Annotated in this window: 10 protein-coding genes; 5 read left to right on the top strand and 5 right to left on the bottom strand. The window is 67.5% G+C overall.

What is annotated here, in order from left to right; genetic code table 11:
• Positions 1–5: 5 nt before the first annotated feature.
• From BST10_RS09635 to BST10_RS09615, 5 genes are read right to left on the bottom strand one after another with little or no spacing between them, the layout of a single operon-like run.
• Positions 6–956: an SDR family NAD(P)-dependent oxidoreductase gene (locus tag BST10_RS09635; protein WP_013830445.1), complete on the bottom strand. Its 951-nt coding sequence runs from the start codon at positions 954–956 to the stop codon at positions 6–8.
• Positions 953–1,789: a TauD/TfdA dioxygenase family protein gene (locus BST10_RS09630; protein ID WP_013830446.1), complete on the bottom strand. Its 837-nt coding sequence runs from the start codon at positions 1,787–1,789 to the stop codon at positions 953–955. The genes BST10_RS09635 and BST10_RS09630 overlap by 4 nt, the downstream gene beginning before the upstream one ends.
• On the bottom strand, positions 1,786–3,630 hold the full coding sequence (locus tag BST10_RS09625) for a flavin-containing monooxygenase (RefSeq protein ID WP_013830447.1): 1,845 nt from the start codon (positions 3,628–3,630) through the stop codon (positions 1,786–1,788). The genes BST10_RS09630 and BST10_RS09625 overlap by 4 nt, the downstream gene beginning before the upstream one ends.
• Positions 3,627–5,027 carry an aromatic ring-hydroxylating oxygenase subunit alpha gene (locus BST10_RS09620; RefSeq protein WP_013830448.1) on the bottom strand — a complete coding sequence of 467 codons (1,401 nt, stop codon included), beginning with the start codon at positions 5,025–5,027 and terminating at the stop codon, positions 3,627–3,629. The genes BST10_RS09625 and BST10_RS09620 overlap by 4 nt, the downstream gene beginning before the upstream one ends.
• Positions 5,024–5,899 (bottom strand): SDR family NAD(P)-dependent oxidoreductase, encoded by an 876-nt coding sequence (locus BST10_RS09615; RefSeq protein WP_083037576.1) that lies wholly within the window; start codon positions 5,897–5,899, stop codon positions 5,024–5,026. The genes BST10_RS09620 and BST10_RS09615 overlap by 4 nt, the downstream gene beginning before the upstream one ends.
• A 400-nt stretch (positions 5,900–6,299) precedes the next feature.
• Here BST10_RS09615 and BST10_RS09610 point away from each other — a divergent pair, with 400 nt between their 5' ends.
• The 5 genes from BST10_RS09610 to phoU all read left to right on the top strand — a co-directional run bounded on the left by BST10_RS09610 (position 6,300) and on the right by phoU (position 12,334).
• Entirely contained in the window at positions 6,300–6,914 is a 615-nt protein-coding gene (locus tag BST10_RS09610; protein WP_083037575.1) for a TetR/AcrR family transcriptional regulator, read from the top strand.
• 63 nt (positions 6,915–6,977) lie between these two features.
• Positions 6,978–7,979 (top strand): acyl-ACP desaturase, encoded by a 1,002-nt coding sequence (locus tag BST10_RS09605; RefSeq protein WP_013830451.1) that lies wholly within the window; start codon positions 6,978–6,980, stop codon positions 7,977–7,979.
• Between the two features lie 62 nt (positions 7,980–8,041).
• Positions 8,042–9,211 carry a tRNA dihydrouridine synthase DusB gene (dusB, locus tag BST10_RS09600; RefSeq protein WP_371869226.1) on the top strand — a complete coding sequence of 390 codons (1,170 nt, stop codon included), beginning with the start codon at positions 8,042–8,044 and terminating at the stop codon, positions 9,209–9,211.
• 255 nt (positions 9,212–9,466) lie between these two features.
• Positions 9,467–11,611, top strand: a complete 2,145-nt coding sequence (locus tag BST10_RS09595; protein WP_371869158.1) for an LCP family glycopolymer transferase — start codon at positions 9,467–9,469, stop codon at positions 11,609–11,611.
• A gap of 54 nt (positions 11,612–11,665) precedes the next feature.
• The gene (gene phoU, locus BST10_RS09590; protein WP_013830454.1) at positions 11,666–12,334 is read left to right on the top strand and encodes a phosphate signaling complex protein PhoU; all 669 of its coding nucleotides are present in this window, start codon (positions 11,666–11,668) and stop codon (positions 12,332–12,334) included.
• The last annotated feature ends 38 nt before the right edge of the window (positions 12,335–12,372 follow it).

Here is a 12,372-nt window from a genome sequence, read left to right as displayed (position 1 = left end):
TTGAACTACCGGGTTCCCTGGGTCTCGTCGGGCACCTGGACCGGGTGGGCCAGGCCGAAGCTGTATCGGATGTGGTCGGCGTGGCCGTCCGGCACCACCGGGAAGACCACCGGCGCCGTGACATCCCGGATCTCCTCGATCCGTCGGTCCACCTCCTCGAGGGTCCACGACGGCTGGTAGACGCCCGGGCTTTCGGCCACCACCGCCCGGGCGACCCGGCCCGCCAGCGCGATCAGCACTTCGCCGGTGACCGAGCAGGATTCGTGCGCAAGCCAACCGACCACCGGCGCGACCAGTTCGGGCTCCATCGGCGGGTAGCCGGACGTGTCGATGCCCTCGGCCATCCGCGTCACCGCCGCCGGCACCACGACGTTGCAGCGGACACCGGCCGGCGCGCCCTCCAGCGCCGCGACATTGCTCAGCCCGATCACGCCGGCCTTGGCGGCCGCATAGTTGGCCACACCGAAGTTGCCGTAGAGGCCGCCGATCGACGAGGTCAACACGATGCGACCGTAGCCTGCATCGCACATCACCGGAAAGGCCGGCCGCACCACGTGGAAGGCCCCCCGCAGGTGAACGTCGAGGACGGCGTCGAAATCTTCCGAGCTCATGTCCCGCAACGAGCCGCGTCGGACGTTTCCGGCGTTGTGGATCACGGCGTCGAGCCGGCCGTAATGCTGCAGCGCCGCGGCGATGATGTCCCGGCCGCCCTGCGGTGTCGCGACCGACGCGGTGCAGGCGATCGCGTCGCCGCCGGCGTCGCGGATCTCGGCGGCCACCGCCTCGGCGGGGTCCTCGCGCACGCCGTCACCGCTGAGGTCGGCACCGGTGTCGTTGACCACGACCCGCCCGCCCCGCTCGGCCAGCAGCTGCGCGTAAGCGCGACCCAGCCCCCGCCCGGCGCCGGTCACCACGGCGACCCGGCCATGGAAGTTCAGCGGCTGCCCTGTGCTCAAGCGAAGGGTTCCTCACCGGCCAGCTTGGTCCGTCGCAGCATCCGGCCGGAGTTCGGGTCGTACGGCAGCGCCCGGTGCATCGTGCCGGTGTTGTCCCACATGACCAGATCGCCGACCGACCACCGGTGCCGGTAAACGAACTGTGGTTGGGTAGCCCAATCACGTAGCCGCACCAGGGTTTTGGTGCTCTGCGCGTAGTCCATGCCGACGATGTTGCTGGCGGTGCAGCCCAGGATCAGCGATTTGCGCCCGCTGCGGTGCGTCCAGACCACGGGCAGTTCCCGCTCTCCGATCGCCATCATCTGCCGAAGTGTCGCGAAGTCGGGCTCGGGGTCGTAGTACAGCAGCGAGTTCCAGGCGGAGTGCATGGCGCGCAGCGACGCGATCTGGTCCTTGTCGTCCTCGGAGAGGTCGTCGTAGGCGGCGTAGGTGTTGCAGAACTCGGTGTCACCGCCGCCGTCGGCCGGCAGCACCCTGCTCGACAGCAGCGATGCGAGGATCGGCACCTGGTTCATGGTGCCGTCCAGGTGCCAGTAGAAGGAGCCTTTGAGGTAGTCGGCCTGCTTGTTGACGTTGGTGTCCAAGGTGACGTCGTAGACGGCCTCGCCGTCCCGTTCGGGCGCCAGCGTGCCCAGCGTCTCGGTGAAGGCGATCTGTTCGGCGTCGGTGAACCCGATCTGCGGGAACACCAGCACGCCGCGCCGCTCGAGCAGTTCGCGGATCGCCCCGGCATGGTCGCCGCTCAGCAGCGCCGCCTTGTCGGCGTGGACCTCGGTTGCGATGCGCTCGGTGAGGTCGCGTGTCGGCAACGTGCTCGTCGTCTGCAATGTCACTGCAGTTCCATACCTTTCAGGTCGCCCGCCTCGCGCCACTGCTTCAACAGATCATCGAAGGCGTAGAAGCCCGGTGAGTAAACCTCTCCCAGGAAAGAGCGGCTGGCGTCGCCGAACCCCCGGCCCTCGTTGTTGTAATAGCCGGGCGTGCAGGACAAGTCGAACGCCGAATTGTCGAACGCCAACTCCCGGATGGTGTTCACCCAGGCGTCCTGGCCTTCCTGACTGGGCTCGACGACCGTCGCTCCCCGGTTGAAAGCCTCGGCGATGATGTAGGCGATGTGCTCGGCCTGCTGCTCGAACATCGCGGTGGTGTTGGCAGACACGCCGCCCTGGATGAAACCGGTGTGGAACTGGTTGGGGAAGCCGCGGCTGGTCATCCCGTGCAGGGTCCGGAACCCGTCGCGCCAGTGGTCGAACAACGACACGCCGTCGCGGCCCTCGATGACGTCCATCGCGTATCGACGGCTGATCTCCGTGGAGATCTCGAAACCACTGGCGAAGATGACGCAGTCGACCTCGTACTCGACTCCGCCCGCGACAATGCCCTTCTCCGTGAGCTTTTCGACGCCCTTGGACTCGGCCACGTCGACCAGCGTGACGTTGGGCCGATTGAACGCGGGCAGGTAGGTGTCGCTGGAGGTCGGTCGCTTGCACATGAACCGGTAGTACGGCTTGAGCGCCTCGGCGGTCTGCGGATCCTCGACGATGTCGGCGATCCGGCGGCGCAGCCGCTCCATGATCTTGTAGTCCTCCTCCTCCCGCATCGCCATGATCTCCTCGACGCCCAGCGCCGTCGGGTCGGGACTGGCGCCGATGCGGGCGGTCAGGTTGCGACCCAGTTCGGTCCAGAAGTCGCACACCATATCGGGGGCGTCGAAGACCACGCCCTCGAACGGCGACCAGCGGTGAAAGTTGCGCTTGCGTTCGGCCTGCCAACCCGGCTGCAGCGACGCCGCCCACTGCGGGTCGGTGGGCTCGTTGCCGCGGAAATCCACCGACGACGGGGTGCGCTGGAAAACATAGAGATGCTTGGCGTCTCGGCCCAGGTGCGGGACCAGCTGCACACCGGTCGCGCCGGTGCCGACCAGCGCCACGCGCTTGTCGGCCAGCTTGTCCAAGCCACCGCCTGAGTCACCGCCGGTGTAGTCGTAATCCCAGCGGGCCGAGTGGAAGACGTGGCCGCCGGCGTTCATGAAGTCCTTGATGCCCGCGATGCCGGGCAGCTTGGGCCGGTTGTAGGAGCCCTGGGCCATCACCACGAACCGCGGCCGCAGGTCATCGCCCCGGTTCGTCGTCAGCCGCCAGCGCCGGAGTTCCTCGTCCCAGCGGACGGTGCGTACCTGGGTCGAGAAGATCGCGCCGTCATAGAGGCCGAAGTGCTTGCCGATGTTCTGGCAATGCTGGAATATCTCGGCGCCGTCGGCGAACTTCTTGGACGGCATGAAGTCGAGCTCTTCGAGCATCGGGATATAGCAGTAGGCGTCGTTGTCGCACTGGATTCCGGGGAAGCGGTTCCAGTACCAGACGCCGCCGAAGTCGCCGGCCATCTCGATGACCCGCACATCGCGCACGCCGGCCTTCTTCAGGTAGGCGCCGGCCAGCAGTCCGGCGATGCCACCGCCGAGGACCACGACTTCGATGTCGGCGTCGATGGGTTCACGTGGCGTCACCGCGGTGTGCGGATCCACCTCGGCGAACTCCACGAAATCGTCTTTGAGTTCGAGGTACTGACTCGATCCGTCGGAGCGAATGCGTTTAGCCCGTTCGGCGGCGTACTTCTCACGGAGCGCTTCGATGTCGAAGTCGTCCGGGGTCTGGGTCGGCGGGCACTCCGTCATCGGTCATTTCCTGTCGGGATCTGCTCGGGCGCGCCGGCGGCCATGTATTTCGCCAGCTGGTGGTGCAGGTTGACGATGGCGCGCTCCCGGTAGGGGTTGGGCCTGGCGCCCTGATAGCCAAGGGATTTCATCCCCTGTTGCACGGCGGCCATGTTGGAGAAGTCCTGCGGCAGCACCGAGCGCCACCGCGGGTCCCCCACCGGGGTGTACTCCCAGCGGGTCTGCGGCTCCTCGCCCTTGGGGAACAGCTCGAAGACCGAGACCTCGAAGATGCACTTGTCCGGGTTGTAACTGGGATGCGGCCGGGCGCTGTAACACAGTGCGCTGGTGAGACCCTGGCCGATCTGGAAGTTCGGGAAGATCTGCCAGGCGGTGCCGGCCTGCCCGAGCACGTCGGCCGGGATCGTCGGCCAGATGACGCCGCGGGCTTCGTCGTCGCGGCGTGCCGAGGCCAGCCAGTGTTCGAGGACCTTTTCGGCCGGCGTGCCCTCGGGAAGCTCGTCGACCAGTCGCTTGGCGGCGTTGACCAGCGTCGCCGTGGTGGTGGCGTTGGTCTCCTCCATGGTGTAGATCTGCATCTCCGCGGTCGACACCCGGGGGTCGGCACCGGTGCCCAGCCGGATCTTGGACTTGGTGGTCTCCAGATCCTCCGGAGCGTCGTAGCCGATGTTGCTGTGGCGGCCCTGCACCTTGGCCCAGCCCTTGAACTCGCCGAACCTGTTGAACTCCGGGTGGGTCGTGTAGACGTGGTAGGTCTCGTTGAAGGCCTCCATCGCGACCTTCCAGTTGCAGTCGAATTCCAGCCACTTGCGCCACTTGTAACGCATGTTCTCCAGGCCGAACGGTTCCAGGATCTTGGCGGCGGGGAACAGGTAGTCCGCCAGGGACTCGCAGTCCGGATCCATATTGATCCAGACCCAGCCGCCCCAGGTGTCGACGCGCACCGGGCGTAGGTGGGTGTTCTCCGGCGTCAGGGTGCCCTGCCAGTCGTCCTGCTCGCGGATGTGGGTGCATGCCCCGTCCAGGCCGTAGCTCCAGCCGTGGAAGCCGCAGACGAATGACTTGCGGGTGCGCGCGCAGGCGTTCTTCTCCCCGGCCGGGGTGTCGACCAGCCGGCGGCCGCGATGCTGGCAGACGTTGTGGTGGGCCCGAAAAGAGTCCGAGCCTGAGGTCGAGCCGGTGCGCACCACGATGATCGAGTCGTCGAGGATGTCGTAGGTGAGGTAGCTGCCCACCTCCGGCAGATCCTCGACCCGGCCGGCCTGCTGCCACACCTTGCGCCACAACTTGTCGCGTTCGGCACGGGCGTAGCTCTCCGAGGTGTAGGCCTCGACGCCGATCGTCATGGGTTGCGACAGTTCTTCGGCCGAATCGGCGTTGTGCACCGGATCGGTCATGACATCCTCCTCATCGCTGCGCGGAAGGTTTCGTCTTTGAGGAACAGCGAGGTGTTGTCCGCGCCGAGGTGACTCCACTTGAGGTTGAGTCCACCGTCGACCAGCAGGGTCTGCCCGGTGATGTAACTGGACAGGTCCGACAGCAGGAACAGGATCGGCCCGGCCTGCTCCTCGGGTCGGCCGCGCCGTCCCAACGCGATCGCGCCTCGGTCGCGATCGGGGTCCTCGTCGACGTAGGTTCCCGATGCCGCGGTCTCGGTCACCCCCGGCGCCACCGCATTGACCCGGATGCCGGCGGCCGCCAACTCAAGGGCCATGGTGCGCGTCATCGCCACGACGCCGGCTTTGGCGGTGCCGTAGGCGATGTGGAACGGCGCGGTGTTCATCCCGCTGATCGAAGAGATCGAGACGATCGAGCCCGGCCGCCGCTGCGCCAGCAGCTCGGCGGCGACCGCACGGCTCATGAAGAACGCCGTTTCGAGGTTGTGCGCGAAGATCTCCCGCCAATCGGAGCGGGCCACCCGGGTCGAGGCCATCCAGGTCGACGGCGCCGCCCCGCCGGCGACGTTGACCAGCCCGTAGAGCTGCCCGTCGGCGTTGCGCGCCGCGTCGAGCACCGCGGTCACGCCCTCGTCGGTACCGGCGTCGGCGGCCACCGATACCACCGGCAGGCCGGCAGCGACCAGCGGCGCGATGTGCTCGTCGAGGTTCTCCGCCGAGCGGCTCACCGCGATCACCGTGGCGCCGGCCTGCGCGGCCATCGCGGTGACCGTCGTCCCGATGCCGCCGCCACCTGCTCCCGACACGATGACGACGCGGCCATCAAGGCCCAGCAAGCTCGAGTGACTCAGCAGGCTGGAGTGATCCGCCATGACCCGCCTTCTCCTGGCACAAGCAGCAGATCCGCACCCTCCGGCGGCGACGTCAGACACCGGGTATGCAGATTTGTCCGGACAACATACGTGATTCTTCGTTCTGAAGAACACTATTCCGCAGCACGATGGGCGCAGTCAAGGGCAGAGACAAGCGGCCAGGCGGTTTTATTGTCTGGACTAACGGGCCGAGCCTCGAGCGCCTGCGGCGACGTGCGTGGACGCATCCGGCCGCGGCGTCGGCCCGCGCGGCCGGACCGGCACACCCGTCGACCGGCGCCGAACCGGGACGAATCACCGCCGGACGAAGCCGGCCCGTACCCGCGGTGCGTCATGATGGAACTCGGCAACCGCAGGCTATTTCGACTACCACCGTTGTCAGACCCGAGGAGAGATTGAAGTGCCGTCCGGTCAACGCCGGGGCCGCTGGTCCGGGGTCCCGCTGGCGGAGCGCCCGGCCCTGCGCCGCGACGAATTCATCGAGGCCGGCGTCGGACTGCTCGGCGACGAGAACGGGCCCACGCTGACCATCCGGTCGCTCTGCCGGGCCGCCGCGCTGACCGAACGCTACTTCTACGAGAGCTTCACCGACCGCGACGAATTCGTCCGCGCGGTCTACGACGACGTATGTACGCGCGCGATGACAACGCTGCTGTCGGCCCAGACGCCGCGAGCGGCCGTGGAAGCCTTTGTCACGTTGATGGTCGACGATCCCGTGCTCGGCCGGGTGCTACTGCTCGCGCCGGCAACGGAGCCGGTACTGACCCACTCCGGGGCGCAATGGATGCCCAACTTCATCGGGATGCTGCAGCGCAAACTCACCCGGATCGGCGATCCGGCGCTGCAGCACATGGTCGCGACCGGGCTGATCGGCGCGTTGACCGCCCTGTTCACCGCCTACCTGGACGGGCGGCTCGCCGCCACTCGCAGCCAGTTCATCGATTTCTGCGTCGACATGCTGCTCAATACCGGCCGGCCCGAAGACGGCGACGGCAACACACCCAAACGAGCTTGATGTCACTGACGTACACAGATATATTGCCTGCAACTGATCGACACAGATACTCAGGGAGCTGTTATGGCGCGCGAATGGACTGACCTGGAGTTGCTGCACGAACTCGAGCCGGTCGTCGAGAACGCGGTCAACCGGCACTTCTCCATGACCAAGGACTGGAATCCCCACGACTACGTGCCCTGGTCGGAGGGCAAGAACTACTACGCCCTCGGCGGGCAGGACTGGGATATCGAGCAGTCGAAACTGTCCGAAGTCGCCCGGACAGCCATGGTGCAGAACCTGCTGACCGAGGACAACCTGCCCTCCTACCACCGCGAGATCGCGATGAACTTCACCATGGACGCCCCGTGGGGCACCTGGGTGAACCGGTGGACCGCCGAGGAGAACCGGCACGGCATCGCGCTGCGGGACTACCTCGTCGTGACCCGCAACTGCGACCCGATCGAGCTGGAGACGCTGCGGATGGAGACCGTCAACCGCGGCTTCAGCCCGGGCCAGAACCAGCAGGTCTCCGGCGACCTGTTCGCCAAGAGCTTGTTCGACTCGGTCGTCTATGTGACCTTCCAGGAGCTGGCCACCCGGATCTCGCACCGCAACACCGGCCGGGCCTGTAACGACCCCGTTGCCGACCAGCTGCTCGCCCGGATCTCAGCCGACGAGAACCTGCACATGATCTTCTACCGCGACATCAGCGCGGCCGGTTTCGACATCGCGCCAGAGCAGGCGATGTACTCGCTGCACCGGGTGCTGGCCAACTTCCAGATGCCCGGATACGTGGTCCCGGAGTTCCGCCGCAAGGCGGTGATCATCGCCGTCGGCGGTGTCTACGACCCACGCATCCACCTGGACGACGTGGTGATGCCGGTGCTGAAGAAGTGGCGCATCCTCGAACGGGACTTCACCGGCGAAGCGGCCCGCTACCAGGACGAGATCGGCAAGATCGTCGCCGAGCTGGAACAGACGTGCGAGAAGTTCGAGGTGGCCAAGCAGCGCCGGCTCGAGCGGGAGGCCAAGATGGCCGAGAAGCGCGCCGCCAAGAAGGAATTCGCCTCATCGGCGCCGTAGTCGGTAGCAGCGGCGGTAACGTGCTGACCGCGCAGCGGCGCGGGCTGTCTGATGGCGGGGACCTGCGGCGCCCGGCTCCGCCGCGCTTGCAGTCCCCGCTGAAGATCGGTTCGCTCACGGTCGCCAGCCCGGTGGTGCTGGCACCGATGGCCGGCGTGACCAACGTCGCCTTCCGCACGCTCTGCCGCGAACTGGAACAGTCCCGGGCCGGCACGGTCAGCGGGCTCTACGTGTGCGAAATGGTGACCGCCCGCGCGCTCGTTGAGCGCCATCCGGCCACGCTGCACATGACGACGTTCTCACCCGCCGAGTCACCGCGCTCGTTGCAGCTCTACACGGTGGACCCGGACACCACCTACGCCGCGGCGAAGATGATCGCCGACGAGGGTCTGGCCGACCACATCGACATGAATTTCGGCTGCCCGGTGCCCAAAGTGACCCGGCACGGCGGCGGGTCGGCGCTGCCCTACAAGCGCCGGCTGTTCGGCAACATCGTCGCAGCGGCAGTAAAGGGGACCTCCAACTCCGGTATTCCTGTGACCGTGAAATTCCGGATCGGGATCGACGACGCCACCCACACTCACCTCGACGCCGGGCGAATCGCCGAGGCCGAGGGCGCCGCGGCGGTGGCCCTGCACGCCCGGACAGCAGCGCAGCGCTACTCCGGCAAGGCCGACTGGGAGCAGATCGCCGCACTCAAGGCGCAGGTGCGCTCGATTCCGGTGCTCGGCAATGGCGACATCTTCGAGGCGGGCGACGCCCTGGCCATGATGGCGGCGACCGGCTGCGACGGCGTCGTCATCGGGCGGGGCTGTCTGGGGCGCCCGTGGCTGTTCGGTGAGCTGTCGGCAGCATTCGCCGGTCGCCCCACCCCAACCCCGCCCACGCTGGGTGAGGTCGCCGACATCGTCCGCCGCCACGGTGAACTGCTGGCGTCGCACTTCGGCGAGGACAAGGGTATGCGGGAGATCCGCAAGCACGTGGCCTGGTACCTGCACGGCTTTCCGGCGGGCTCGGAGTTACGGCGCGGGCTGGCAATGGTCACGACGCTGGCCGAGCTCGACGCGCTGCTCAAGCAACTCGACGGGTCGATCCCCTTCCCGACTGCTGCGACCGGACCGCGCGGACGGCAAGGCTCACCGGCCAAGGTCACCCTTCCCGAGGGTTGGCTCGCCGACCCGGACGACTGCTCCGTGCCGAGCGGAGCCGACATTATGCACTCGGGTGGCTGAAATGAGACGTTCTCGACATCGCGTGTCTGGAAACTTCTCAGTAGAATAAGTAGCTTGTTGCCCCGGGGGGTTGTCCCCTGCGGGGGGCGGAAACAGGCACGGCGAATCGACGGCGATCTCCCGTGCCAGGCTGACGTGTGATCGACGCCCGTCAGGCCCGAAGACTCGGAGGCCCTTGAGGACATGAGTGACGGCGATAGCGCCACTCCTGGACGCTGGCCTGGAGAGGGCCGGGACGACGGTGACCATCAGCTGATGACGATGACGCCGCCTGGACCCGCCCCGTGGGAACGCTGGCAGACCCCGGCCGACGACCACACGCCGGCCCCGCGTCGGCCGGCCGCGTCACGCCGCCGCCACCGTGGTGACGGTTCGGTGACCGTCGCGGACCTGATCGCCCGGGTCAACGGCGGTGTTCCGCCGTCCGGTGGCCGCAGCCAGCGCCGTGCCGCCACCGTCGCCGACGAGCCGGCGGCGCCTGCCGATCCCGCCGATGGCGGAGAAGCCGCCGAACCCCGGGACACCACGCCCGACCCGGATCCCGAGCCCTGTGCGGCCCTCGCCGCGACGGACGCGCCGAGTTCCACCGCCGACATCGCGGAGGTGGCCTACCCCTCGGAGTTGCCCGATCTCGACCGGATTCACGGCACGGACTACGACGAGCCCGGTGAAACCGACTGGTCCGACGACTGGGCCGGGTCCGAGCCCACCACCGAACCGGCGGGTTCGGTCGGCGGTCCCAGCTTCGCCCGCGAGCTACCGCCGGCGCGAATCGACCCGCCGGGGCACGACGACCTGGAATCCGACGAGCCGCGGCCGCGAAAGACCGGTCACGGGGCGCTGCTGGCCGGCCGGGCGGCAGCGGCCATGATGGCGGTTCTGGCCCTGGTGCTGACCGGTTCGGCCTGGCAGTGGAGCGCCTCGAAGAACCGCAGCCTCAACCACGTCAGCGCGCTGGACCCCAACTCGCACGACATCCTCGACGCGGCCGGGCAGTACGGCGACGAGAACTTCCTGATCGTCGGCGCCGACACCCGGGCCGGGGCCAACAGCAATATCGGCGCCGGCAGCACCGAGGACGCCGAGGGTGCCCGGTCCGACACGATCATGCTGGTCAACATCCCGGCGAACCGGAAACGCGTGGTGGTGGTGTCCTTCCCACGCGACCTGGCGATCACGCCGATTCAATGCGAGGTCTGGAATCCCGAGACGGGCGCCTACGGCCCGATCTACGACCAGGACACCGGCACCTACAGCGACGACACGGTCTACACCGAGACGAAGCTGAACTCCACCTACGCCTTCGGCGGTCCCAAGTGTCTGGTCAAGGAGATCCAGAAGCTCTCCGGGCTGGCGGTCAACCGCTTCATGGCCGTCGACTTCGTCGGCTTCGGCAAGATGGTCGACGCCCTGGGCGGCGTCGAGGTGTGCACCACCAGCCCGCTCTACGACCTCGAGCTGGGCAGCGTGCTGGAGAACAGCGGGCGCCAGCGGGTCAATGGCGCGACCGCACTGAGCTACGTGCGCGCCCGCAACGTCACCACCGAGGACAACGGCGACTACGGCCGGATCAAACGCCAGCAGCTCTTTTTGTCGTCACTGCTGCGCTCGCTGATCTCCACCAACACCTTCTTCTCCCCGACCAAGCTCAACAACGTGGTCAACATGTTCATCGGCGACAGCTACGTGGACAACATCAAGACCAAGGACCTGGTGAACCTGGGGCAGTCGCTGCAGAAGGTGTCCGCCGGGCACATCACCTTCGTCACCGTGCCGACCAGTGAGACCGACGAGAACGGCGACGAGGTCCCTCGGATGGACGACATGCGAGCGCTGTTCGACGCCATCATCAACGACGACCCGCTGCCCGGCGAGAACGATCACAACGCCACGTCGGTCCCGACCACCGCGACCAGCCCGACTCCGCATTCCACCCAGGCCGCCGCGACACCGGCCAGCCCGACCGCCAAGCCGTACAGCGAGCAGGTCCGGGCGGTCACCACCTCCCCCGGCGAGGTCACCGTACGGGTATCCAACGCCACCGACCAGTCCGGCCTGGCCGCCGCCACCTCCGAGGGCCTGCAGCACTGGGGCTTCGACGTCGACAGCGCCGACGACTACCCGGCTACGGTCAAGAACACCAAAGTGCTGTTCTCTCCGGGCAATGAACAGGCCGCCGCCACCGTGGCCTCAGCGCTGACCGGTGCGCCGATCGAACGGGTCGCCGGGCTGGGCAGCATCGTGCGCGTGGTGCTGGGCGCGGATTTCCGCGCCGTCAGCAGGCCGGCGGTCACCGGCTCGCAGATCAACGTGCAACTCAACCGCGGCGCCAGCGTCGAACCCACCGAGCTGCCCGACGACCTGACGGTCACCAACGCCGCCGACACCACCTGCGAGTAAGCGCGGCGGCGGCGCGCAGCCGCCTCGAGCCCCGTCCGGGTTAGTCTTGAGGGCATGCGAACCGCCTATCACGAGCAACTCTCGGACTTGGCCGAACAGCTCGGCAAGATGTGCGGCCTGGCCGGAATCGCCATGGAACGTGCCACGCAGGCCCTGCTGCAGGCCGACCTGGTGGTGGCTGAGCAGGTGATCACCGACCACGAGAAGATCGCCGCGATGAGCGCGCGCGCCGAGGAGAGCGCTTTCGTGCTGCTGGCGTTGCAGGCACCGGTCGCCGGGGACCTGCGGGCCATCGTCAGCTCCATCCAGATGGTCGCCGACATCGACCGGATGGGCGCGCTGGCACTGCACGTCGCCAAGATCGCCCGCCGCCGGCACCCGCAACACGCCCTGCCCGAAGAGGTGAACGGATACTTTGCCGAAATGGGCAGGGTGGCAGTCGATTTGGGAAACAGCGCACAAGAGGTGCTGCTGTCGCGGGACCCGGAGAAGGCCGCCCGGATCCGCGAAGAAGACGATGCGATGGATGATCTGCACCGGCATTTGTTCTCGGTGATGATGGACAAGGAGTGGCGGCACGGCGTCGCCGCGGCAGTCGACGTGACACTGCTCGGCCGGTTCTACGAACGATTCGCCGACCACGCTGTGGAAGTGGCGCGCCGGGTGATCTTCCAGGCGACCGGCAAGTTCCCCGACGAGAACACCCTGCCCCCACCCGACTAGGACGGTCGCGCGCCCAGCAGCGCGACGCCGGCTACCGC

Source organism: Mycolicibacter algericus DSM 45454 (genome assembly GCF_002086455.1).
In the GTDB taxonomy this organism is placed as follows: Bacteria; Actinomycetota; Actinomycetes; order Mycobacteriales; family Mycobacteriaceae; genus Mycobacterium; species Mycobacterium algericum.
This window is presented reverse-complemented; position numbering and strand designations above follow the sequence as displayed.

What these genes read in the sequence shown, in the direction of transcription:
- BST10_RS09620 (WP_013830448.1), bottom strand. Translation starts at nt 5,027, where the DNA reads ATGACCGATCCGGTGCACAACGCCGATTCGGCCGAAGAACTGTCGCAA.
- BST10_RS09605 (WP_013830451.1), top strand. Translation starts at nt 6,978, where the DNA reads ATGGCGCGCGAATGGACTGACCTGGAGTTGCTGCACGAACTCGAGCCG.
- BST10_RS09595 (WP_371869158.1), top strand. Translation starts at nt 9,467, where the DNA reads ATGACGATGACGCCGCCTGGACCCGCCCCGTGGGAACGCTGGCAGACC.
- BST10_RS09615 (WP_083037576.1), bottom strand. Translation starts at nt 5,899, where the DNA reads ATGGCGGATCACTCCAGCCTGCTGAGTCACTCGAGCTTGCTGGGCCTT.
- BST10_RS09625 (WP_013830447.1), bottom strand. Translation starts at nt 3,630, where the DNA reads ATGACGGAGTGCCCGCCGACCCAGACCCCGGACGACTTCGACATCGAA.
- phoU (WP_013830454.1), top strand. Translation starts at nt 11,666, where the DNA reads ATGCGAACCGCCTATCACGAGCAACTCTCGGACTTGGCCGAACAGCTC.